The organism is Mesorhizobium shonense (assembly GCF_040545255.1).
GTDB lineage: Bacteria > Pseudomonadota > Alphaproteobacteria > Rhizobiales > Rhizobiaceae > Mesorhizobium > Mesorhizobium shonense.
In genome coordinates, this window is the sequence record NZ_JBEPLM010000010.1 from 15,024 (window position 1) to 38,640 (window position 23,617).

The 23,617-nt window shown below is 64.6% G+C and carries 22 protein-coding genes and 1 pseudogene; 11 read left to right on the forward strand and 12 right to left on the reverse strand.

Annotation, left to right across the window (positions count from 1 at the left end):
* Positions 1-45: 45 nt before the first annotated feature.
* The 3 genes from ftsZ to ABID26_RS23515 all read right to left on the reverse strand — a co-directional run bounded on the left by ftsZ (position 46) and on the right by ABID26_RS23515 (position 3,496).
* Positions 46-1,038, reverse strand: a complete 993-nt coding sequence (gene ftsZ, locus ABID26_RS23505) for a cell division protein FtsZ (protein WP_430702128.1) — start codon at positions 1,036-1,038, stop codon at positions 46-48.
* A gap of 139 nt (positions 1,039-1,177) precedes the next feature.
* On the reverse strand, positions 1,178-2,287 hold the full coding sequence (locus ABID26_RS23510; protein WP_292299732.1) for a mandelate racemase/muconate lactonizing enzyme family protein: 1,110 nt from the start codon (positions 2,285-2,287) through the stop codon (positions 1,178-1,180).
* A 168-nt stretch (positions 2,288-2,455) separates the two neighbouring features.
* Positions 2,456-3,496, reverse strand: coding sequence for a proline racemase family protein (locus ABID26_RS23515; RefSeq protein WP_292299731.1), 1,041 nt, complete (start codon positions 3,494-3,496; stop codon positions 2,456-2,458).
* 95 nt (positions 3,497-3,591) lie between these two features.
* On the opposite strand from ABID26_RS23515, the gene ABID26_RS23520 reads away from it, so the two are divergent.
* A complete protein-coding gene (locus ABID26_RS23520) occupies positions 3,592-4,551 on the forward strand; it encodes a dihydrodipicolinate synthase family protein (protein WP_292299730.1) in 960 nt (319 codons plus the stop codon).
* 49 nt (positions 4,552-4,600) lie between these two features.
* Here the strand turns inward: ABID26_RS23520 and ABID26_RS23525 are convergent, their stop codons facing one another.
* Entirely contained in the window at positions 4,601-5,803 is a 1,203-nt protein-coding gene (locus tag ABID26_RS23525) for an SGNH/GDSL hydrolase family protein (RefSeq protein ID WP_292299729.1), read from the reverse strand.
* 377 nt (positions 5,804-6,180) lie between these two features.
* Here ABID26_RS23525 and ABID26_RS23530 point away from each other — a divergent pair, with 377 nt between their 5' ends.
* The 8 genes and pseudogenes from ABID26_RS23530 (at position 6,181) to ABID26_RS23565 (ending at position 14,470) form a co-directional block, all read left to right on the forward strand.
* Complete coding sequence (locus ABID26_RS23530) at positions 6,181-7,293, forward strand: sugar ABC transporter substrate-binding protein (RefSeq protein ID WP_292299728.1); 1,113 nt, start codon at positions 6,181-6,183, stop codon at positions 7,291-7,293.
* A gap of 73 nt (positions 7,294-7,366) precedes the next feature.
* Entirely contained in the window at positions 7,367-8,887 is a 1,521-nt protein-coding gene (locus ABID26_RS23535) for a sugar ABC transporter ATP-binding protein (RefSeq protein WP_292299727.1), read from the forward strand.
* 23 nt (positions 8,888-8,910) lie between these two features.
* Positions 8,911-9,861, forward strand: a complete 951-nt coding sequence (locus ABID26_RS23540; protein ID WP_126097959.1) for an ABC transporter permease — start codon at positions 8,911-8,913, stop codon at positions 9,859-9,861.
* A gap of 171 nt (positions 9,862-10,032) precedes the next feature.
* Positions 10,033-10,917, forward strand: coding sequence for an AraC family transcriptional regulator (locus ABID26_RS23545; RefSeq protein ID WP_126097958.1), 885 nt, complete (start codon positions 10,033-10,035; stop codon positions 10,915-10,917).
* 39 nt (positions 10,918-10,956) lie between these two features.
* Positions 10,957-11,031, forward strand: a pseudogene (locus ABID26_RS23550) (glucose dehydrogenase); the annotation flags it as partial.
* Positions 11,032-11,064: 33 nt separating this feature from the next.
* Entirely contained in the window at positions 11,065-12,672 is a 1,608-nt protein-coding gene (locus ABID26_RS23555; protein ID WP_292299726.1) for an FGGY-family carbohydrate kinase, read from the forward strand.
* Between the two features lie 133 nt (positions 12,673-12,805).
* Entirely contained in the window at positions 12,806-13,207 is a 402-nt protein-coding gene (locus ABID26_RS23560) for a hypothetical protein (RefSeq protein ID WP_126097956.1), read from the forward strand.
* A gap of 72 nt (positions 13,208-13,279) precedes the next feature.
* Positions 13,280-14,470, forward strand: coding sequence for an NADH-quinone oxidoreductase subunit D (locus ABID26_RS23565; RefSeq protein WP_126097955.1), 1,191 nt, complete (start codon positions 13,280-13,282; stop codon positions 14,468-14,470).
* A 243-nt stretch (positions 14,471-14,713) separates the two neighbouring features.
* Here the strand turns inward: ABID26_RS23565 and ABID26_RS23570 are convergent, their stop codons facing one another.
* Positions 14,714-15,148 (reverse strand): hypothetical protein, encoded by a 435-nt coding sequence (locus tag ABID26_RS23570; RefSeq protein ID WP_126097954.1) that lies wholly within the window; start codon positions 15,146-15,148, stop codon positions 14,714-14,716.
* Positions 15,149-15,468: 320 nt separating this feature from the next.
* Here ABID26_RS23570 and ABID26_RS23575 point away from each other — a divergent pair, with 320 nt between their 5' ends.
* The gene (locus ABID26_RS23575; protein ID WP_126097953.1) at positions 15,469-15,657 is read left to right on the forward strand and encodes a hypothetical protein; all 189 of its coding nucleotides are present in this window, start codon (positions 15,469-15,471) and stop codon (positions 15,655-15,657) included.
* A gap of 42 nt (positions 15,658-15,699) precedes the next feature.
* On the opposite strand, the gene ABID26_RS23580 is transcribed toward ABID26_RS23575, so the two are convergent.
* Genes ABID26_RS23580 through ABID26_RS23610 form a run of 7 tightly spaced genes read right to left on the reverse strand, consistent with a single transcriptional unit; the run spans position 15,700 to position 21,975 of the window.
* A complete protein-coding gene (locus tag ABID26_RS23580; protein ID WP_292299725.1) occupies positions 15,700-16,491 on the reverse strand; it encodes an SIS domain-containing protein in 792 nt (263 codons plus the stop codon).
* A 22-nt stretch (positions 16,492-16,513) separates the two neighbouring features.
* Positions 16,514-17,278 carry a GntR family transcriptional regulator gene (locus ABID26_RS23585; RefSeq protein ID WP_354416817.1) on the reverse strand — a complete coding sequence of 255 codons (765 nt, stop codon included), beginning with the start codon at positions 17,276-17,278 and terminating at the stop codon, positions 16,514-16,516.
* Positions 17,275-18,147: an ROK family protein gene (locus ABID26_RS23590; protein WP_292299724.1), complete on the reverse strand. Its 873-nt coding sequence runs from the start codon at positions 18,145-18,147 to the stop codon at positions 17,275-17,277. Before ABID26_RS23590 ends, ABID26_RS23585 begins: the two co-directional genes overlap by 4 nt.
* Positions 18,144-18,884, reverse strand: a complete 741-nt coding sequence (locus ABID26_RS23595) for a PIG-L deacetylase family protein (RefSeq protein WP_354416819.1) — start codon at positions 18,882-18,884, stop codon at positions 18,144-18,146. The genes ABID26_RS23590 and ABID26_RS23595 overlap by 4 nt, the downstream gene beginning before the upstream one ends.
* Positions 18,881-19,720 (reverse strand): carbohydrate ABC transporter permease, encoded by an 840-nt coding sequence (locus ABID26_RS23600; protein ID WP_292299723.1) that lies wholly within the window; start codon positions 19,718-19,720, stop codon positions 18,881-18,883. Before ABID26_RS23600 ends, ABID26_RS23595 begins: the two co-directional genes overlap by 4 nt.
* Positions 19,717-20,700, reverse strand: a complete 984-nt coding sequence (locus ABID26_RS23605; RefSeq protein WP_292299722.1) for a carbohydrate ABC transporter permease — start codon at positions 20,698-20,700, stop codon at positions 19,717-19,719. Before ABID26_RS23605 ends, ABID26_RS23600 begins: the two co-directional genes overlap by 4 nt.
* A 3-nt stretch (positions 20,701-20,703) precedes the next feature.
* A complete protein-coding gene (locus ABID26_RS23610) occupies positions 20,704-21,975 on the reverse strand; it encodes an extracellular solute-binding protein (RefSeq protein WP_292299721.1) in 1,272 nt (423 codons plus the stop codon).
* A 323-nt stretch (positions 21,976-22,298) separates the two neighbouring features.
* On the opposite strand from ABID26_RS23610, the gene ABID26_RS23615 reads away from it, so the two are divergent.
* Entirely contained in the window at positions 22,299-23,591 is a 1,293-nt protein-coding gene (locus ABID26_RS23615; protein ID WP_292299720.1) for an ABC transporter substrate-binding protein, read from the forward strand.
* Positions 23,592-23,617 lie beyond the last annotated feature (26 nt).

Sequence of the window (23,617 nt, forward strand, 5' to 3'; positions counted from 1 at the left end):
CTCTTAGCAAGGCGCTCTAGCTACGACACCCACTCGGAAGGTCGATCAGGCGGTCATCTGGTTGAGTTGGATCATGTTTGCGCCTTGCCGCAGACCGGTGGCGACGACCGACACCCGGAACTTCCCAGCCAACGCTTGGTCGAAGATGGCGCCGACGATAATGTTGGCGTCGGCATCGACCTCCTCGCGTATCCGTGTCGCGGCCTCATCGACTTCGAACAATGTCATGTCCATGCCGCCGCTGATCGATACGAGCACGCCCCTGGCGCCCGCCATGGAGGCCTCATCCAGCAGCGGATTGGCGATCGCGGCCTCGGCAGCCGTCTTTGCACGGCCCTCTCCGAAGGCCTCACCGGTTCCCATCATCGCTCGCCCCATGTCCCGCATCACCGCCTTGACGTCAGCGAAGTCGAGATTGATCAGGCCTTCCTTCACGATGAGGTCGGTGATGCAGCCGACGCCCGCGTAGAGAACACGGTCCGCCATCGCAAACGCGTCGGCAAACGTTGTCCTGGCGTCGGCGACCCTGAACAGGTTCTGGTTCGGGATGACGATCACGGTATCGGCGCTCTCGCGAAGGCGTTCTATGCCTTCCTCGGCGGCCTGGGTCCGGCGCTTGCCTTCGAACACGAAGGGCTTGGTGACGACGGCCACGGTCAAAATGCCAGCATCGCGTGCGGCACGCGCAATAACGGGTGCGGCGCCCGTTCCGGTCCCGCCTCCCATGCCCGCGGTGACGAAACACATATGCGTTCCCGCCAGATGATCCATGATCTCGTCGATGGACTCTTCCGCGGCAGCGCGGCCGACGTCGGGCAATGATCCGGCACCAAGGCCTTCGGTGACATGGGCACCCAATTGGATCAGTCGCGAAGACTTCGACATGGCGAGCGCCTGCGCGTCGGTATTGGCCACGACGAACTCCGCGCCTTGCAAGCCCTCGGTGATCATGTTGTTGATGGCGTTTCCGCCGCCGCCGCCAACGCCGACCACAGTGATTTTAGGCCTCATCTCGAGGATTTCGGGCTTGTCGGTCATTGCGATCTCTCCACGGAAGCACCCGCCGCGCGAGCACGCGAATCAGGCGACCCCCACCAAGCCTACGGAATCAGACGGGATACCTCCCTGCAAGGGCTGCGCGAGCGTTGACCGCAGTCGATGTTCGCCGGCGCGTTTATCAGTCCCCGTATGTGGCCACCGGCTTGCCGAACATGCCGGGTTCCGGTTTCACGCCGAGGCCCGGCCGCTGCGGCACGGCGATGTGGCCCTTTTCGATGACGACCGGGTTCTTCCGGTCGAAATGCCCGTCGATATATTCCTGAGCGATCCAGGCGCCCTCCATGCGGCGCGGCTCGACGGTGGCAGCCAGATGGACACACGCCGCCGCGATGATGTCGCCGCCCCAGGCGTCGTCGCAGCTGTGCGGCAAGGAGCGGATCGCGCAAAGATCGCGCACCGTCGTCATCTTGGTGAGACCGCCGAGGCGCGTGACCTTGAAGCCGAAGCCGTCGGCAATCCCCAGCGAAATAGCCCTCAGCACCGCGTTCTGGTCCTCGGTATTCTCGTCCAGATACACCGGATGCGTCACCCTGCCCTTCAGCGTGGCGACTTCATCCATGGTGTTGCAGGGCTGCTCGAAGACGAAGGGGATTGCCTGGCAAAGCCGGTCGAGATGGATGGCGGAGGCGACCGTCAAGCCCCGGTTCCCGTCCACCGCGATGCGCGCCTTATAGCCTACCGCCTCCCAAACCTTGTGAACGGTCGCCACGTCCTCTTCGAGATCGCGGCCACCGATTTTCACCTGAAGGCGTGGATAGCCCGCTTTGACCTTGTCGGCCGCGATGCGGGCGGTTTCCTCCGGCGAACCGACGATCAGCGAGTAATAGGCCGGCACGCGGTCGGTCAAAGCCCCGCCCAACAGCGTCGAGACCGGCACGCCCAGTCTCTGGCCGAGAAGGTCGAGAAACGCCATGTCGAATGCGGCTTTGGCGTAGCCGTGTCCGTTCAGACGCTCGTCCATGCGTTTTGCCAGGAGCCTGATCGAAGCGATCTCGGACCCGATGAGCCCGGGCGCGATCTCGGCGATTGCGGCGCGAGCGCCCAATGCGTGATGAGGCTGGTAGACAGGCCCGACCGGGCAGGTCTCGCCCCAGCCGGTCAGCCCATCATTGGTGACGATCTCGACAAGCGTGCTGTCCAGCGATTCGACATCGTCGCTCGCCATGCGATAGACGCCGCCCTTCACCGGCAGCGCGGTCGTATAGATGTTGATCCTTTCAATGCGCATGACGTCGCTCAGTATTCCTCGTTCAATGCATCGACCGCAGGATTCGCGCGATCGCCGGTCGATATAAGTGCGCAGCTCCTCGTCTTACGCAATATTCAGCCTGGCTCTTCATACTCTGCCAGAAGCCGGGGGGCATGCTCCAGCGCCCGCTGCCTGAGGCCGATCGCGCTATTGCTTCACCGAGGTCGACGTGCCCCACGTGTCCGACAGCACATAGCCTTGCGGATAAGGATCCGTCGGATCGAGGTAGTAGTTGTGCTCGCCCGTGATCCAGGCTCGGCCGGTGATCTCAGGAACGATCGCTTTGTGTCCGGCGATTTCAGTCAGTTCGAGAATTCTGCCGGTGAAGCGCGAGCCGATGATCGATTCATGGATCAGAACGTCGCCGACGCCCATCAGACCGCGCGCCTGCAGCACGGCCATGCGGGCCGACGTGCCGGTTCCCGTCGGGCTGCGGTCGGAGCGTCCGGGCGAGACGATACAGGTGTTGCGCGTGACGTTGCCCGGACCCTGGAACGGCATGGCGAACTGCACGATCGACACGCCGCGCACGTGCTCGAATTCCGGATGCACGACATCGAGCTGCTCGCGCGCTGCGTGACGGACCTTCTCGCCGGTCACCGCCAATTCCCGGGCCTCGTCGGGTGTGACCGAGAAGCCGAGCGCGGCCGCATCGACGATCGCGTAGAACATGCCGCCATAGGCGATGTCGACCTTCAGCGTTCCCAGCCCTTCCACCTCGATATTGGCATCGAGGCGTTCGGCAAAGGCGGGCGCGTTGCGGAAAGTTATCGACAGGCATTTGCCGTCGCGGCATTCGGCGCGCACCTCGATGACGCCGCCGGGCATGTCCAGCTTGAAGCGCGTCTCGGGCTCGTTCATCGGCACCATGCCGGTCTCGAGCAGCACTGTGGCGACGCAGATCGTGTTGGAGCCGGACATCGGCGGGTATTCCGTCGGTTCCATGATGATGGCGCCGGCGACACAATCCTCGCGCGTCGAGGGAACCAGGAGATTGACGTGCCGGGCAACGCTGCCGCGCGGCTCGCAGATCAGCATGCGCCTGATATGGTCGTGATCGCGTTCCATCGTGATCATCTTTTCCATCATCGTGCGGCCCGCCGGCGGCAGCACGCCGCCCACGATGACGTCGCCGACCTCGCCCTCGGCATGGCAACCGACGACGCGAATGCTGGATCTGGTACGCATTGTTTCTCCCTGTCGTCCAAGACTATCCGCTTGGCAAGCGGTATCACTCCGGGACAAACTGGCCAATCTGCCTGCCGGCCTCAAGGAGAATCCGAATGACCGCCAACGTCTTTTCCGGCTGCATGCCGGCGCTGATGACGCCTTGCACCAATGATCGCCTTCCCGACTTCGACGGGCTGGTGCGCAAGGGACGCGAGCTGATCGCCGCCGGAATGTCGGCGGTCGTCTATTGCGGCTCCATGGGCGACTGGCCCCTGCTCTCCGACGAACAGCGCATGGAAGGCGTCGAGCGGCTGGCGAAAGCCGGCGTGCCGGTGATCGTCGGCACCGGCGCGGTCAACACCGCCAGCGCCGTGGCGCACGCCGCCCATGCCCAGAAGGTCGGCGCACGCGGCCTGATGGTGATCCCGCGCGTCTTGTCGCGCGGACCCTCGGTGACGGCGCAGCGCCACCACTTCAAGGCAATCCTTGCCGCCGCGCCCGATCTGCCGGCGGTCATCTACAACAGCCCCTATTACGGCTTTGCCACGCGCGCCGATCTCTTCTTCGCGCTTCGCGCCGAACATCCGAACCTGGTCGGCTTCAAGGAGTTCGGCGGTCCGGCGGATTTGCGCTATGCGGCGGAAAACATCACCAGCCGCGACGATGACGTTGCGCTGATGATCGGCGTCGACACCGCCGTCTTCCACGGTTTCGTCAATTGCGGCGCCTCCGGCGCCATCACCGGCATCGGCAATGTGCTGCCCAAGGAAGTGCTGCATCTGGTGGGTCTGAGCCAGGCGGCGGCGAAGGGCGACGCCGAAGCGCGCCGGCTGGCGCTGGAGCTGGACGCCGCGCTTGCTGTGCTTTCCTCTTTCGACGAGGGCCCGGACCTGGTGCTCTATTTCAAGCACATGATGGTGCTCAAGGGTAACGCGGAATACAAGCTGCACTTCAACGAGACGGATGCGCTGAGCGACAGCCAGCGCGGCTATGCGGAGCAGCAGCTCAAGCTGTTCGACGCCTGGTACGCCCAGTGGTCGAAGCAGCCCGCAATGGCGAGATACGCGGCCTGATCGGCCCGGATGGCGGCGGGAGCTATCTGAACAATACGCTCCTCCGCCATCAATTCCGAGCGGACCAGTCCTGCTGGTCAACGAGCAAGCCCTCGAAGGCGCTCTCGAGCACCTTGGCCATCTCGGCGTAGCCATCGTCGGACGGATGCAGGCCGTCGCCGCAATCGAGGGCGCGGAGCAGCCTGGACGGGTTGGCGGGATCGGCGAGCGCGCGCTCGAAGTCGACGACGGCGTCGGCTTCGCCCGATGTCCTGATCCAGGCGTTCACCGCCTGCCGGTCGCGCTCCTTGGACGCCGAGTAGAAGGTCTTTAGCGGCAGGCCCTCGAACGCGCCGCCGAAGGGCGGCAGCGTGCCGAGCAGCACTTTGATGCCGTTGAGGCGGGCGCGCGCGATCAACTGCCGGTAAGCCGAAATGAGACATTCGACGGCGACAGCCTCTTGGCCTCCGGCAAGCATGGTTTCCGGCCATCCGATGTCGTTGATGCCTTCCAGCACCGAGATCCATTTGACGTTCGGGAAGCTTAGCACGTCGCGGTCGAAGCGGGCGAGCGCGTTGGCGCCGCGGGCGCGGCTGGCGAGCACGCGGTTGCCGCCGATCCCCTGGTTGAGGACACCGATGCCCGACAGCCGGCCGCTTTTCGCAAGCCGTTCCGCCAGCCGGTCCGGCCAGCGCGCATTGCCGTCGATGGTCGAGCCGAAACCGTCGGTGATGGAATCGCCGAGACAAACCAGCGAGCCGCCGCCCGGCCCGCTCTCGACCAGCACGGCGCTGAGGAAATAGCGGCTGGTCGAGGTCTGCTGCACCGGCAGACCGGGCGCATCGGCAAAATCCCCGAACTCGGAAATATAGGCGGTCTGCTGCGCCTCGTAGTGGTAGGTCTCGATCGGCGCGAAGTCGGGGAAATAGAGGCTGATCGCGATCTCTCCGAGATCGCGAACCTTGAGCTCGATCGGGTCGCTAAGAAGCGGTGCGCCGGGCGCGAGATCGGTCTGCCTCTCGCCGCCGAACGTCACTTGCCGAATGGTCGCGGCGTCGACCGCGCCATCTTTCGCGGCAAGGGCGACGGTGGCGGCGCCGATCCGGATCGGCGAGGCGCCATATTCGTTGGACAGCCTCAATCGCAACCTGTCGCCGCCTGTGCTGACGCGCAGCACCTGGCGCACCGTCTGCCGGTGGAAGCCGTAGAGCACCGCGTCGCCCGGCCAGACATTCATCGGGCTCGCGCTCCAGGTTCCGATCCAATGTTCCATTCTCTCCATCCCTTCGATTTTCGGCGCGCAGCCCCTCGCGAACACAGATAGCCGCAGCGCGCGACGCCGGCTACCGGTTGCGCTTTCCACGACCCATACATTTTTGACTCATCTGGCCGCGAGCCGGCGGGCCAGCCCTTTGCCTCCGCGGGTACCGGGCCGCCACGGCATCGGCTTTTCCCGAGCGGAATCAAAAAAGTACTAACACCCGCCCCGGAACGTGGTGGCTGGCCGGACAGCGCGCGCCTAGCCTGAAATCGACATCGGATCGCCGGGGGAGGAGACGTCCGGGAGATGTCGGGGGCTGCGTGCCCTGCCGGGTGGCTTCGTGGAAAAGCCGCGCCGGCCAAGGATTCCAACATTTCAGGGAGCGAGACATGGGTTGCGAGACCAAGAGCTTTACGATGAACCGCCGCACGCTTTTGCAAAGCGCGGCAGCCGCTGCCGGCGGCCTGTTGCTGGCAGGCGGCGAGCGCGCCGTGGCACAGGGCGCGGCATCCAAGGTGGTGGCCTGGGAAACCGGCTATCTCGGCTTCTTCTTCTTCGTCGTGCTGCAGGAGGCGCTGAAGCGCAAGGTCGAAAGCCTCGGCCTGGAGTTCGTCGGCAAGGACGCCAACGGCGATGCCAACGCGCAGGTCAACGACTGGAACAGCCTGCTCCTGCAGAAGCCGCGCTACCTCATTTCCGACGCGCTGGATTCGGAATTGCTCATCCCGCTGAGCAAGAAGGCGAAGTCGCTCGGCGTGCCGCTCGGCATGGTCGACACCGTGCTCACCGGCGGCGAGGTGGCCGCTTCCGTTACCTTCGACAACAAGCAGTCGGGCGTCATGGCGGCCGAGAAGACCGCCGAATTGCTCACCAAGAAGCACGGCGCGCCGAAGGGCAGCGTGCTCAACAACTACGGCTCGCTGACGGCCGTGGCGCTGCGCGATCGCAAGGACGGTTTCGAGGACACGCTGAAGAGCAAGTATCCCGACATCGAGATCATCTCGCGGCCGCAGAACAACCAGCATGAGCAGGCGCTCGCCGTGGTCTCGGCGACGTTGCGCGAACGGCCGGACCTCGACGCCATCCACATGCCGACCGACATCTTCGTCGTCGATGCGCGCAAGGCGCTGGAAACGCAGAAGCGGCTGTTCCCGGTCGGCCACGAGAAGCACATCATCCTCACCAGCATCGATGCCTCGCCGAACGCGCTGGAATGGGTGAAGGCCGGCGAGATCGACGCCGATATCGCGCAGGACCCGATCGCATATGTCGAGATCGTCGTCGATCTGCTGGAAGAGTACACGCTGAAGGGCAAGCCGGTTCCGATCGGGCCGTATGAGAACAAGAAGTATTTCTGGGAGAAGGGTACGATCGCGGACAGCCTGTCCGGCCCGCTGCTGACCATCCCGCCCTATTTCCTCACCAAGGAAAACGCCGACGACCCGCGTCACTGGGCCAATGTCGTGACCCAGGTGTGGAAGATGCAGCAGAACGCCGGCTGAGATCGCGGCCGACGAGACGGGTGGGAACGCGCTGTCGCGTTCTCACCCTATTTCGGAATTACCGGTTACCCAGATGAATGTCGCCGACGGCACGATCGTGCCCGATAGTCATGCGCCGGACAGCGCCGATGCTGTCCTGACCGTCGACAACGTCTTCAAGCGCTTCGGCCCGCTTGCGGTGCTGGACGGCGTCTCGCTGACCGTGTCGAAAGGGGCGATCCATGGCCTGCTCGGCAAGAACGGCGCCGGCAAGTCGACGCTGTCCAACATCATCGCCGGCCTTTTGCGCCATGACAGCGGCTCCGTCCTGTTGAACGGCGAGGACGTATCGGCCCTGCCGCTGACGGCGCGCAAGAGGCGCGGTCTCCATCTTCTTTCGCAGCATTCGGAGATCTTCGAGGACCTCTCGGTCGGCGAGAACCTTCTGCTGCCTGAATTGCCGAAGCGCTTGGGCCTGACCGACTGGACATCACTCCATCGGCTTGCGGCGCATCAGCTCGAAAGCCACGGCATGCCGGTCGATCCGCGTCGGCGCGCCGGCGATCTCAACGCCAGCGACAGGCGAAGGCTCGCCATCATCAAGGCGGTCGCGGCCGAGGCGTCGCTGATCATCCTCGACGAGCCGACGGCGGGCCTCGCCGCGGCGGAACGGCTGCATCTTCTCGAATGGGTCGAGAGCCTCACCGAACGCGGCACGTCCTTCATCTACATCTCGCACCACAATGACGAGGTGCGTCAGCTCTGCTCGGAATACACGGTGCTGCGCGACGGCAAGGTCACCGCCGGCGGCAAGGCGGCGGAGCTGTCGGCCGATGCCATGGCGAGCGTCATCACCGGCGCCGACGTCGCCGAATTCCATCGCAGCCGCGAGGATCACCCCACCGCCATCGAGCTCCGCCAGCTTTCCTTCCCCGGCGGCGGGCCGGTCGACCTGACGATCGGCGGCGGCGAGATCGTCGGCCTCGTCGGCCTGCTCGGCGAAGGGCCGCAGGAACTGATGCGGGCGCTGGGCGGCCTGCTGCCCGTCGAAGCCGGCAGCGTCCTCATCGATGGCCGCCAAGTCCGGCTCGGCTCGCCGGGGCAGAGTCTCGGTTCGGGCGTCGCCTATCTTACCCATGACCGCATCGGCGAAGGCCTGGTCGGCTCGATGTCGGTGACGGAGAATCTCAACCTCGGCAACTGGCCGCGCTCGCTCGGCTGGCTGGTCAGCGGCGCCGGCATGAACCGCCGCATGCGCGAGGCGCGCGGCGCCATGGATATCGTCATGGGTAGCGGCGGCCAGGAGATCGGCGAGCTGTCCGGCGGCAACCAGCAAAAGGTGCTGCTCGGCCGGCTCTTGGAGCGCAAGCCAAGGCTGCTTCTGCTCGACGAGCCGACGGTCGGCGTCGACGTCGCCGCCAAGGAACAGATCCACCGCCTGATCGACGACGCGACGAAGAAGGGCGTCAGCGTGCTGCTGCTCGCCCAGGACCCGGAAGAGATGCAGCGCCTCGTAGACCGGGTGGTGATCTTCTCCAAGGGCTGTATCGCGCGCACCTTGCGGAGTGCCGAGATAACCATCGACGCGATCGCCGAAGCGAGAACGGCACGATGAAAGTTTTGAGGTAAGGCTCGCAAATGGCCAGCAAGAAATTCCTTCTCGACAATGTGGTCTGGATCCTGATCGTGGTGTTCAGCATCCTCGCCGGCTTCCTCAATCCGTTCTTCCTCTCGGAAGGCAATCTGCAGAACGTGCTGGTGCAGGCGACCACGCTGGGCGTCCTGGTGCTTGCGGTTTCCTTCACGCTTCTGATCGGCGAGATCGATCTGTCGGTGGTCGGCAATCTCGTCTTCTCGAGCATGGTCGGCGCCTACGCCATGCAGCAGTTCGGCGTCCACTGGACGCTGGCCGTCCTGATCACCATCGTCGCCGGAGTCCTCGTCGGCCTGCTCAACGGCTACTTCGTCGCCTATCTGCGCATGAACTCGCTGATCGCGACGCTCGCGATGGGCCTTTTCCTGCAGGGCGCGGTGCTCGGCGCCACCCAGGCCCGCACCATGGTCGTCGCCGACGAGGGCTACAGCTACATAGGCAGCGCCACCATCGGCAACTGGCCGGTGATGCCGATCGCCCTTTTCGTCGCCTATCTCCTGGCGCATGTCGTGCTCGCCTATTCCGCCTGGGGCCGGAACCTCTATGCCACCGGCGGCAACCGCCGGGCGGCTAATGCCGCGGGCATCAACGTCAAGCGGGCAAGGCTCGGCGCCTTCACCGCTTCCGGCTTCCTTGCCGGCGTGGCCGGCTTCCTCTACACCTCCTATCTCGGCGGCGTCAGCGTCACCGTCGGCAGCACGACGCTGCTCTATGCGGTGGCAGCACCGGTCATCGGCGGAGTTTCGCTGTTCGGCGGGCGCGGCCGGGTCATCGGCATGCTCGGCGGCACGCTGCTGATCACCGTCATCCAGACCGGCCTGCAGCTTATCAATGTGTCGGCCTATTACATCCAGATGATCGGCGGAGCGATGATCCTGCTCGCGATCGCCGTCGACGCCTTCCGCATCCGAAGCGAGGAACGCGGCGTCGTTTGAGACGCGGTTCGGTGTCGTGGAGGCTCAGAATAGTCAAAAAAGTACCAATGATCGGACGGGAACATAGTGGCGCCGGTTTTGTCGGCTCAGTAGTCTGGCTGGCATGAGGCCGATGGGAGGAGACGCGTCGACGAGGCGATCGCGCTGACGGCCTTGCACGGAGGAACAGCGATGAAACCTGACCTCGAGGTTGTGCAGATCAGGCCGGGCGAATCTTTCACCGCCTGGTCGCACGGCTATCCTTTTCGCACGGTGCGCTGGCATTTCCATCCGGAATACGAGCTGCATCTCATCGTCGCCACGCGCGGGCGCTATTTCGTCGGCGACTTCATCGGCGAGTTCGAGCCGGGCAATCTGGTGCTGACTGGTCCCAACCTGCCGCACAACTGGGTGAGCGATGTGCCGAAGGACGCGACGGTGCCGCTGCGCTGCCGCATCATCCAGTTCAACGAGGGCTTCATCGACGGCGCCATCAACACCTTCCCCGAGCTCGCTGCCCTGACGCCGGTGCTCGAAGCCTCGCGCCGCGGCGTGTTGTTCAGCCGGCAGACCAGCAGGCAGCTTGGCCCCCTGATGGAAGAGATCATGAACTCGCAAGGCGTGCGCCGCATCGAGCTGTTCATGATGATGATGGGGCTGCTCAGCCGTGCCGAGGGCGCGCGCATGCTCGCCAGCGCAAGCTATCTGCCCGACCCGTCGGGCTACATGTCGGCCGGCATCAACAAGGCGCTTGCCTATCTGCGCGAGAACCTCACCCAGCCCTTCAGCGAGACGGATCTGGCCGCCATCGCCGGTCAGTCGTCCAGCGTCTTTTCCCGCTCTTTCCGCCAGCACACCGGCATGACCTTGGTGCAGTATGTGAAGCGGCTGCGCATCAACCTGGCCTGCCAGATGCTGATGAGCGACGAGCAGGCTTCGATCACCAACATCTGCTTCGAGGTCGGCTACAACACCCTTTCCAACTTCAACCGGCAGTTCCTCGCCGAAAAGGGCATGACGCCCTCGCACTTCCGGCGGCTGACACTGCACAACATCAACATGGCGAAAGCGGCTTAGCCGGTCGGCACGACAACAGCGGCATCGAGACGTGGCGCAATGTTCATGCTCACCAGGCCGCGCAACATCACCATTCGCGACCTTGTCATCCCGCCGCAAAGCAATGACCTATAGGAACCGGACGGATCGGGCGAAGGATCTGAAGTCATGAGCAGCCATTTCATCGGCATCGACATCGGCACGGGAAGCGCGCGCGCTGGCGTCTTCGACGAAGCGGGCGCGCTGCTTGCATCCGCCAAGGCCGACATCGCCGTCTGGCATGCCGAAGACCATATCGTCGAGCAATCGAGCAACGACATCTGGCGCGCCGTTGCGGCCACCGTCCGCGAGGCCGTGACGCTCGCCGGCATTTCTGCCCAGTCGGTACGCGGCATCGGCTTCGACGCGACCTGCTCGCTTGTCGTTCTCGGGCCGGGCGGCGCGCCGCTGACGGTGAGCCCATCGGGAAATCCGGAGCGCAACATCATCGTCTGGATGGATCATCGCGCCACCGAGCAGGCCCGCAGGATCAACGAAACCGGCGAGGACGTGCTCAACTATGTCGGCGGCAGCATCTCGCCGGAGATGGAGACGCCGAAGCTTTTGTGGCTCGCCGAGAACATGCCGCGGACTTTCGCCGCGGCGCGGCAGTTCATGGACCTCGCCGATTTCCTGACCTGGCGGGCGACCGGCAGCCCGGCGCGCTCGACCTGCACGGTGACCTGCAAATGGACCTATCTCGCCCACGAGGCGCGCTGGGACGACGCCTATTTCCGTAAAGTCGGGCTTGGCGCGCTTGCGGATGAGAAATTCGCGCGGATCGGCACCGAGATCGTGGCGCCCGGGAGCGCGCTCTCCAACGGCTTGACGAACGAGGCGGCGGCAGAGTTTGGCCTGCTGCCTGGAACGCCCGTCGCGGCCGGCATGATCGACGCCCATGCCGGCGGAATCGGCTCGGTCGGCGCGCGCGGCGGCGCCGGCAATGTCACGACGCGCATGGCCTATGTCTTCGGCACCTCCGCCTGCACCATGACGACGACCGAGCAGGCTGCTTTCGTGCCGGGCGTGTGGGGCCCCTACTTCTCCGCCATGGTGCCGGGCCTGTGGCTGAACGAAGGCGGCCAGTCGGCGGCCGGCGCCGCCATCGATCGCCTGGTCGGCATGCACCCTGCCGCCGTCGAGCTTGCCGGGATAGCGACGCGCAGCGGCCGGAGCCTCAGCCAGTGGCTGGCGCAAGAGGCTGAGCGGCACGGCGGCGCGGCCAGGGCGGACAAGGTCATCGGCGGGCTGCACGTCGTTCCCGAATTTCTCGGCAACCGTGCCCCCTTGGCCAATCCCGACGCGCGCGGACTGATTGCCGGGCTGGACATGGCAACCGGCGCCGACAGCCTCGTCGCGCTCTATCTCGCCGGGATCTGCGGCCTCGGCTATGGCGCCCGGCAGATTCTCGAAGCCATGCGCGCCTGCGGCATCAATATCGACACGATCGCCATCAGCGGCGGCGCCGGGCAGAGCCCGCTGGTGCGGCAGCTCATCGCCGACACCACCGGCAAACTGGTCTACGCGCCGACGTCTCCAGAGCCGGTACTGCTCGGCTCGGCGATGCTCGGCGCCGTCGCCACCGGCCGCCACCCCGACCTTCCGGCGGCCATGGCGGCGATGTCGGAAGTGGGCGAGGTCTATTCGCCCAACTCGTCGCTAGCCGCCTGGCACGACAGGCGCTTTGCGGCGTTCGAGCGCCTGCAGGCGGCGGCGCTGTCGGTGCTGGCTGTTTGAAATTTCCATTCGGCAGCGGATGACGGCCATGCCGGCTCCGCCGAGCTTCGCCGTCAGCTTGCCACCCTTCACCGGGAACCATCGCTCGGCGGAGGGGTTGTGTCGTCAGTCTTCGAGACATGGAGGAAAGACGATGCGGACATTGACGATGGTCCTCACGCTTTCAGCGCTGGCCCTGGCACAGCCGGCCTCAGCCCAACGCGCCGGTCCGCAGCCTCCGCAGGCCCTGCCGCCAGCACAGCAACCTGCGCCCGACCAGCCGCAGGCACAACCCGATCAGGACAATTCCGGCCAGAAATTCACCAGTGTCGTGGTGGTGGCGATCGAGGATCTTCCCGCTGAAGTGAAGGCGCAGGCGGAAGCCGTGGTCACCAGGACGACTGCCAAGGACCTGGCCAAGCTGCAGAAATCGATCGATGCGTCGCCCGAGGCGGTATCGGTCCTGCATGCGAACGGACTGAATTCCTCGCAGGTCGTGGCCGCCAACATCGATGGCGACGGCACGCTGACGCTGATCATCCAGACAACGACATGATCGGCGCCGCGAGACGCGGCGGATCGGACAGGCACCAGCCAGAAAGAAACCAGATTCCACGAAGGACCGGCCATGGCCGAAACCTCAGTCCGTAACTTCACGCTCAACTTCGGACCGCAACACCCGTCGGCGCACGGCGTGCTCAGGCTGGTGCTGGAACTGGACGGCGAGATCGTCGATCGTGCCGATCCGCATATCGGTCTGCTCCACCGCGGCACCGAGAAGCTGATCGAATACAAGAACTATCTGCAAGCCCTGCCCTATTTCGACCGGCTCGACTACGTCGCGCCGATGAACCAGGAGCATGCCTTCTGTCTCGCCGCCGAGAAGCTGCTCGAACTACCGGTTCCCCGGCGCGGGCAGCTTATCCGCGTCCTGTTCTGCGAGATCGGCCGGCTGCTGTCGCATCTGCTCAACGTCACCACGCAGGCCATGGATATCGGCGCGCTGACGCCGCCGCTCTGGGGCTTCGCCGAGCGTGAGAAGCTGATGGTTTTCTATGAACGCGCGTCCGGCGCCCGCATGCACGCCAACTATTTCCGGGTCGGCGGCGTGCATCAGGATCTGCCGGGGCAGCTGCTCGACGACATCTGGGATTTCTGCGATCCGTTCCTGAAGGCCTGCGACAATCTCGAGGTCCTTCTGACCGACAACCGCATCTTCAAGCAGCGCAATGTCGATGTCGGGGTGATCTCGCTCGACGATGCCTGGGCCTGGGGCTTCTCCGGCCCCATGGTGCGCGGCTCGGGCGCGGCCTGGGATCTGCGCAAGGCGCAGCCTTACGAGTGCTATCCCGAGATGGATTTCGACATTCCGGTCGGCAAGCACGGCGACTGCTACGACCGCTACCTCGTGCGCATGGAGGAGATGCGGCAGTCGGTGCGGATCATGCGCCAGTGTCTTGAGAAACTGCGTTCGGCCGACGGCGCGGGGCCGGTCGCCGCGCCCAACCAGAAGATCACGCCGCCGCCGCGCGCCACCATGAAGCGCTCGATGGAAGCGACGATCCAGCATTTCAAGCTCTACACCGAAGGGCATCGCGTGCCGCCTGGCGAAGTCTACGCCGCGGTGGAAGCCCCGAAAGGGGAGTTCGGTGTCTATCTGGTCTCGAACGGCAGCAATGTTCCCTACCGCTGCAAGATACGCGCGCCGTCCTTCGCCCACCTCCAGGCGATGGACTATCTGTCGCGCGGGCACATGATCGCCGACGTCGCGGCCATCATAGGCTCGCTGGATATCGTGTTCGGCGAGATCGATCGTTGACTGAAGCCGTCCGGAGAACAAGACTTTAGGGCAATTCCAGGAAAAGTGTGTAACGGTTTTCCGTCAGGAATTGCCTACGGTGAGGGCAATTCAGCGGTTCCACCCAACGCTGAACGGATCTGATGACGCGAGGCTGCCAGGCGTCACCCTGCCGGCCGGCGGGAAGAGCAGGCAACTCCCCTCCGCCTCCGGCAAAGTCCGGTATTGAACTTAGCCGCGGTTCCGCGAACCGCGGCTATCGCCTCAGTGCATGAACACCGATCTCAGCCAGGCGAGAATGCCTGAACCCGGAGAGATCGCCGCGCGAACGCGGGACGCCGCCCAGCGTGCCGGCAGATTGGCGCCGACATGACAATGGCAGACGACCTCATGCAACTGCCAGTCGCTGAGCTCGAAGAAGCGCTTCGCTTCGCCGTAGGTGTCGTCTTGCAAACCCTGCGCACGAAAGATCGGGTCTTCGAAGGCGACAGTGATTGGCGATCCGGCGGAACGCATTCTTTCGCGCACTTCTGGAGTGGCGTATTCGGTGCCCGCAAGCGCCGAGAGGCGCCGGCTGGGATTTTGCTCGAGAAGTTGCGCCCAGCGTTCGAGGCGCTGGCCTCGACTGGCGATAAGTACCGCTGCTTCAGCATGAACGTCGGCAACGGCATTGAGTTGGTCAACGGTTTGGTACTTCAAGGCCGCCTCCTATGTCGGCAGTTTGACCACCCGCCCCGCAATGGAATTAAGGCGCTGCATGACGCCGGCAAGAGCCGAAATGGGTTACGGGAATCATTTGATCGGCATTCGCGTCGGGCGCCGCCGGAATGCGGCAGGCTCGCATTGGAACCATCCGCCGGCATGACCGTTTTGGCAGCGTCAGCCGCCAGTCGGGCGCTCGATGAGTGTCGGGGATGCGGCGATCAATCCGTCATGTTCTGGTCGGGCAGATTATCCGGTTACCGGAAACCGCATCACGCCGACGGACGGCCCGCCAGCGCAACGAGGGAAATCACTTAATGGCCATTATACCCAATCCCGATCCCACACCCACGCCAGTCCCCACGCCGCCGCCTTTTCCCGACCCGAAGCCGATGCGCGAGCCGGATCCGGAGAGGCTGCCGGACGAGCAACCCGTCCCCAATCCGGATGAGAACGATGTGCCGCCCAAGCACTCGGCGTGGGGAGATGTCCAGCGCGACATCTGAAAGCCCGGAAAGCGCCAGGGACACGCCTCCCGAGCCACGCATTCATTCCCCGCGCATCGTCGCCTGGAAGGCCGGCAGGTGCTTCTTCTGCGCCTCGATCATGCGCTCGCGGTAGACGCCGTAGATGACGTCGGTGTCGTGCAGCGTCACGCCGGCGATGGTCGGCGAAGCGAAGACCGGCAGCTCGATGCCGCGCTTCGACAGCTGCTCGGCCGTGCGCGCCAAGAGCTCATGCGCCATGATCATGGCAAGCACCGTCGAGGAACCCGACACCGGCCGGCTCCAGCCTTCGATCGGCACGACCGCGTCCTCGATCGGCGAGCAGGTGTCGATGACGAGATCGGCGGCGTCCGCCAGCCGCTTGCCGGAGGAATGCGTGGCCGGCTTGTCGAGGTTGTTCTTGCTGGTGACCGCGACGACGAAGATGCCTCGCTTCTTGGCATAGAGCGCGGTATCGATGCCGGAGGAGTTGCGGCCGCTATGGCCGAAGATGATGATGGAATCGCCCTTGTTGAGCGGCTGATGGTCGAGGAATTTCTCGGCGTATTTTTCCGTCCGCTCCAGCCACAAAAGCTCGCGCACGCCGCCGGCGCCGAGCACGTTGTGCCACATCACGCGCGGATCGGTGAGTGGATTGAAGCCGACAAAACTGCCGTAGCGCGGGAACATTTCCTGCGCCGGCAGCACCGAATGGCCCGAGCCGTAGAGATGGACCAGCCCGCCCTTCTCAAGCGTGTCGGCGAAGCGGCTCGCCGCCTGGCCGAAGGCTTCCGAATTGGCCTTCGAAGCCTGTTCGATGAGAGCGACGAGACGGGGAATGTAGAGATCGGACACTTTCGGTACTCCTGTTATCGTGTCAGCTTCTGGTGTTTGGGCGGCCGGCGCGCAGCGTCGAGCGGATCTCGTAGCGGTCACCGCGCATGACGGAGACGGTGAATTCGAACGGGCCGCGCTCGTCGATGGTGATGCGCTCAACGACGAAAGCGGGACTGCCAGCCGCTAAATCGAGCAGTTCGGCATCGGCACCGCTGACGGCGCCGACGCGATAGTTCTCGCGCGCCTCGACCGGCACGATGCCGTACTGGTTCTCCAACGCCTCGTAGAGCGAGCCCTTGAGCAGGCCGGCATCGAGGAAGCCAGGCACGCGCGCCGCTGCCAGCTGCGCCGTCTGGATGCCGATCGGCTCGTTGTTGCCGAGCCTGAGCCGCCGGATGCGCACGATAGGATCGCCCTCCTCGATCTCCAGCGCGCCGGCGGCGGCCGCATTGGCCGTCGTCAGGCTGCAGTCGAGCAGTCGCGAGCCGGCGACGACGCCGATATTGCCCATTTCCTGGGTGAAGCTGGTGAGCTCGCGCGTGCCGGCGACCAGCGTGGTGGAACGCACGAAGGTGCCCCTTCCATGCTCGCGCCTCAGCAGCCCGCTTTCCTCCAGATTGCGCAGCGCGTGACGCAGCGTGATGCGGCTGACCCCGAACAGCGCGCAGAGCCGGTCCTCGGCCGGGATCTGGTCGCCGGTCGCCCACTCGCCGCTCTTGACGATGGCGCGGATCGCCTCCTCGACCTGATACCAGAGCGGTTCGGGCCGCCTGCGGTCCGGCTGCTGAAAGCTCGCTTCGCTCATCGGATCTGCCTCCACCCGCTCCCCGCCTGCCCGGCAAGTGCTGCGCCAACCAGCCCCGCGCGCGGACCGAAAGCGCCGGGCCTCAGTTCGATGCCGCGCAGATGCGGCGGCAGTTGCCGCCGTAACGCCGCAAGCAGCGGCGGTGCAATCGCATCCAGCGCATCGGCCAGGCCGCCCGAGACCAGGATCACACCCGGATCGAGCAGGCCGACGGCGCCGGCGAGTGCGGTACCCAGCCGGCGTGCCGGTTCTTCCAGCAAGGCAAGTGCCGCGCGGTTCCCTGCCCGGCCGGCCGCGATCAATTCGCCGCCATTCGCGAGCCCGATCCGCGTGGACAGTTGATCGAGCGCGCGGCCCGAGGCCACGCGCTCCAGCCAGCCGCTGCGTTCCTCGCCCTGGTCGTCAATGTCGGCGCAGGCCCAGCCGAAGGAGCAGGCGCCGCCATGCGCGCCGGCGACGATGCGGCCGTTGGCCAGCACCGCCGAGCCGATGCCGGTGCCGATCGCAAGCAGGATCGTATCGGACACGCCCTTGGCCGCGCCTTCGGCCGCTTCGGCGAGCAGCGCGATCTGCGCGTCATTGCCGAGCGCGACACTGATGTCGGGAAACAGCGCCGCGACATCGATGCCGTCGAGCCATGGCAGGTTCGGGATCCATCGGCAGACGGAGCCTTCGACGAGTCCCGGCACCGCGAGCCCGAGCGCTTCGATGTTGCCGGCAGCCAAAAACGCACGGACGCGGGCGACGAAACCATCGAGGTTTTCCGGTGCCGGCTGGTGGTTCTGCTGCGCTAGCGCGGCGATATCACCTGTGTAGACGGCGGTCCGCAGATTGGTGCCGCCGAGATCGATGGCCAGCACCCGCGTCATGTGTCGCGCCTCCGGTCGGCAGGCGGCGCGAACAGGCCGCTGCCGGCATTCCAGGAATGCGAGGCGGCAGCAAAAGCCTGCGCATGGCGCGTGCCGCGCAGGCAGCCGCGCAGCCTGTAGAGCGCGCTGTAGTAGTCGACATAGGGAAAGCTGCTCAGCCCGCGCGCCAGCTCGTATTCCATCACAGCCTCGTGCCAGGCGTCGAAACCGGCGCTGACGTCGACGAGATGCTCAGGGCGAAAACCTTCGTCGTCCTCCCAATTCTCGCCGAAGAGCAGGAGCTGCGGCGTATGCGCGGGATGGGCCCGTTTCTGCGTCGGCAGAGCGGAAAGGAAAATGCCGTTCTGGGTGAGGTGCGCCGCGGCGCGATGGTCCTTGTGCCAGCTGCCATGCCAGTGGGTGATGACGACCTCCGGCTTCACCTCGCGTATGACGTCGCAGACCTGCAGGGCGGTCGCATTGTCGTTAGGCAGGAAGGCGTCGCGCAGTTTCATACTCAACATCGACACGCCGAGCCGCGCCGCAGCCTTCGCCGCCTCGTCCTCCTTCTGCGCCGAATACTGCTCCGGGATCAGGCAAGGGTGTCCTTGCTCGCCCATCGAGAGATGCAGGAAGGTGACCTGGGCGCCGCCCTTGGCCGCTGCCGCCGCCAGAGGCCCGGCGATGACCTCGGCGTCGAAGGCATGCGCTCCGACAACCAGGATCGAGCGCGCGGCATAGACCTTGTCCTCGATCATTTCATGCCTCCCCCGGCGCCGACGCCCTCGCGAATCTGGCGCGCCAGCAAACAATACATGATCAGGATCGGCGCCATGGAGATCGCCAGCGAAGCGAACACCAGGCCCCAATCGGTGCGGAACTGCCCGACGAAGACGCTGATTGCCAGCGGCACCGTCTTGTAGCGGTCGTCGAAGATGAAGATCAGCGGAAAGAAGAAGTCGTTCCACACCGCGATCGCCGTGAAGATGGCGACGATCGATACCGCCGGCTTCACCATCGGCAGCACGATCTGGAACAAGATGCGCGTCTCGCCGGCGCCGTCCATGCGCGCCGCCTCGTCTAGCTCGGAGGGCAGCACGCGCATGAAATTGGCGAAGATGAAGACGGCGAAGGGAATGCGGATCGCCGAATAGACCAGGATCAGGCCGGTCAGCGAATCGAGCAGGCCGAGGCTGCGCATCAGCGTGAACAGCTCCACCGATGCGAGCCTGATCGGCAGCATGATGCCGGAAAGGAAGAGGCCCAGCATGATGGCGTTCCAGCCGAGCCTGTAGCGGCTGAGCGGATAGGCGGCCATCGCCGAAACGATGATGGTGAGGATCACCGCACCGCCGGTGACGATCAGGCTGTTGATGAAGTTGTGGCCGAGGTCGGCGCGTGTCCAGGCGCGGACGAAATTGTCGAGAGCCCAGCTCTGCGGCAGGCCGAGCCGGTTGTCGTAGATTTCGGCCGTCGTCTTGAAGCAGGAGACGACCAGGATGTAGAGCGGCAAAAGCACCGCCGCCGTCCAAAGCAAAAGGACGGTCCAGCCGGGCAGCCGCGCCAGCCCCTGCGGGGTAGCGAGCGCGCTCATAACTCAATCGTCCGCTTGTCGAAGAAGCGCAGCATCAAAAGCGTGCCGATGCTGAGGATGAGGAACAGCATGGTGCCGAGCGCCAGCGCCAGCCCTATATCGGTGATGCCGACCGCGCCCTCGGCGCCGAAGGCCAGCCGGTAGAAATAGGTCACCAGCGTGTCGGTCGAATAGCTCGGATTGCCCTGCACGCCCTGCATCACATAGACGATGTCGAACTGGTTGAAGGTGTTGATGAAGGAAAGCGTGGTCAGCGTGCCGAGCGCCGGCATCAACAGCGGCAGCGCAATGGAAAACAGCATGCGCGTGTTGCCGGCGCCGTCAAGCTTCGCCGCCTCGAAGATCTGGCCGGAGATCTGTCTCAAGCCAGCCGTGTAGATCAGCACCGGCAGGCCCATCCAGTTCCACGCATCGACGGCGATCAGCATGCCAAGCGCCGTGTGGCTGTTGCCGAGCACCGTCAGGCTCCCCTGATGCAGGCCGAGGCCGTTCAGCGCCCATTCGACGATGCCGCCCGGCGCCAGAAGCAGCCGCCACAGCGCGCCGACGATGACGGGGCTGAGCACCGCGGGGAAGAAGAACACGGACTGGAAGAAGGCCGCTCCCTTGTCGCGCAGGAAGAGCAGCCAGGCGAACAAGAGCCCGAGGCCGTTCTGCAGCAACATGATGCCGAAGAACCAGACGACGTTGTGCCCGAGCGCGCCATAGAGCCGCGCGCCGCTCGGGAAGACGAACAGGCGCGAGAAGTTCGCCAGGCCCGCGAACTCCTGCATGCGCAGCCCCTTCCAGGCGAAGAAGCTGCCCCATAGCGACATCAGCAGCGGGTAAAGCACGAACAGCCCGTAGACGGCCAAAGCCGGCAGGATGAACAGCACGGCCATGCGCTGCTGCGTGCGCTGGAGGCTGGTCATGCGGCGAAGCTTGATCATCGGCTGTTTTCTGTCGGGATGGAGCGCCGGCCGCGTCGCGGCCGGCTGCATGCCTTACTGCTTTGGCTTGAACCAGGTGGCGACGGCGGCCTGCATGTCGGCCGCCAGCTTCTCCGGCGCGACATTGCCCTCGACCATGTCGATGATCTCGGACTGCATCACCGAGGACGCCGTTGGCGTCTGCCAGCGGAAGCCGACCAGCGTGAGGTACGGCGTCGAGTTCTTCGACATCTCCATCATTTTGGCGAGCACTGGATCCTTGACGGTGACGTCGGTGCGTGCCGGCGGCCAGCCGAGCTCGTCGGCAAAGAGTTGCGCGAACTCGGTCGAGGCCATGAAGTTCAGCACCCTGGTCGCCGCCTCCTTGTTCTGGCTCTCCGAGACGAGACCATAGGAGCCGTCGGAGAAGGCCGACGTGTAGAGCTTGGTAGAGGCATCGTCGGCGGGGAACGGGAAGATCGAGAATTTCAGCTTCGGGTTCTGCGACTTGAAGCTGCCGTTCTCGAACGAGCCGCCGAAGAACATCGCCGCCTTGCCGCCGATGAATTGCTGCGTGGCGGTGGTGTAGTCGATGCCGGCGAAGCCGTCGGAATAATAGGGCTTCAGTTCGGCGAAACGCTTCAGCGCCGCAACGTAGCGAGGATCCTCAAACGTCGCCTTGCCGCTCATCATCTCGTCATAGAAGCCAGGCCCGTAGATCGTCGGGCCGATGACGCCGACGCCGATCTCCAACTCCCACGCCGAGCCGTTGGCGCCGCCATTGGCGATCGGCGTGATGCCCGCCGCCTTGAGTTTTTCGCAGGCGGCGACAAAGTCCTTGTAGGTCTTCGGGATCTCGATGCCTTGCGCCGAGAAGATGTCCTCATTGTAGAAGACGCCCATCATCGGCACCGAATAGGGCACGCCATAGAGCTTGCCGTCGGCACGGCCGCGCGCGCCGCCAAGCGCAGCGTCTGGCATGTTCTTCAATTCTGCCACGCTGTCGTCGAGCGCGTCGAGATAGCCGCCTTCGATAAAGGGCTGCAATTCGCCATAGGCCTTGAGCTGCGCGATGTCGGGTCCGCGGCCGCCGCGCAACGCCGTGCTCAAGCGGTTCTGGTAGTCGGCGTCGGGCGTGAACTGGATATCGACCTTGATGCCCTGATTGTTCTTTTCGAAGACATCGAAGATGCGGCGCATCGCGGCCTCGTCCTCGGTGCGCCAGCTCCACAGCGTCACGGTGCTGTCGGCTCGGGCCGGCAGCGTCGTCAAAATGCCGGCGCAGGCGGCGGCGAGGCCGCCGATAAGGCCGAGCGCGGTGCGCCGGTGGATTGAAAGCATGCTCATTTGCCGGTTCTCCCATTTTTTCTGTTTCTGAGCCCGCGCGGCAGCGAAGCCGCGGGAGAGTCATCTGCTTTTTCATAAAGTCATTATAACGACATGATGCCAATCGCAAGAGCCTGAAAGCCGTGGTGACTATCTGACAGTCGCGGGTGAAACGGGGGCGGCAACGTTATCCATATGAATTTCATACATAAATTTCCGAAGAGCGGTTGCTGAAGATTTTTGAGCCACAAGCGCCAACCGAACGTTCTCACGTTGGGGCTTGCGCTCGAGATCAAACTTGTCATAACGTCGACGCTTCTGCCGCGGCTTGTGTGAGGATGCCGATGTCGTCTGCCTGGATCTCGAAACTGGCTCTTGCCGCGGGTCTCGTCGCGCTTCCCGCGACCGGCTGGGCGCAATCGGTCAACATCTCCTATCTGACCCACTGGTCGCCGGAGACGGTCGCGCTGCTCGAAGCGGCGGCCAAGGATTTTTCGAAGCAAAATCCGGATGTCGGCGTCACCGTGCGCGCGGTTCCCTTCGGCGATCTTCTGACCACGCTGCGCTCGCAGGGCGGCTCCTCCGACGGGCCGACTATCGGCGGCATCTACGATCTGTGGCTGCCGGAACTGGCAAGGGACAAACTCGTCGCCCCTGCACCCGAAGCGATAGCCAATGAAGTGAAGAGCGCCTGGCCGGCGGGCGTCGTCAGCGCCGCCTCGGTCGGCGGCACGCTCTACGGCATCCCGAATGAGATCGACGTCTACGCGCTGAACTACAACAAGGAACTGTTCAAAGAGGCAGGCATTGCCGCGCCGCCCAAGACCTGGGCCGAATTCAAGGATGCCGCGGCAAAACTGACCGACAAGGATAAGGGCCAGCAGGGTTTTGGCATGATCAACTCATGGGCGGCAGGCGTGGTCCATCCTTTCGCCTCGCTGCTCGTCTCCAATGGTGGCAACCTGGTCAAGGATGGCAAGCCGGCGCTGGACAGTCCCCAGGCCGGCGAGACCTTCGCGCTCTACGAAGACTTGATAAAGTCCGGAGCGAGCAATCCCGCGATGGCGACGGCCGACGCCAACACCACCGGTCCGTTCCTCGACAATTTCGTCTCCGGCAAGACCGGCATGATCATCATGGCCAATTGGTGGGAAAGCGCGCTCAAGACCGGCATGGGGGACAAGTTCGCAAACGTCGCCACCGCGCCGATCCCGGTCGGCCCGAGCGGCGACAAGCCGCATTCGATCTCCTATTCCTGGATGACCGTGGTCAACGCCAAGGCCGGCGAGGCCGAGCAGAAGGCGGCCTGGGAATTCCTCGCCTGGCTGAACAGCCCGAAGTCGGGCAAGAACGGCGCTTCGGCCATGTCCGACATCCTGATGTCGATGGGCATCCTGCCCTCGCGCAGCTCCGATATCGAGGCACACAAGGACAAGCTCGGCTCCGAATTCCTCTCCGGCTATGTCAGCGTGCTGGCCGACGCTCGGCCCTTCCCCGTCGTGCCCGGCGGCCAGGAGTTCTCGGAATCCCTGCAGCAAACGCTCGAGGCGTTGCAGTATGGCCAGGTCTCGGCCAAGGATGCGCAAGTGAGCGCTGAGGCCGACGCCACGTCGATCCTGGAGCGCGCGGCGAAATAGGCTCGGGTCTTCGACCCGTAGCCATC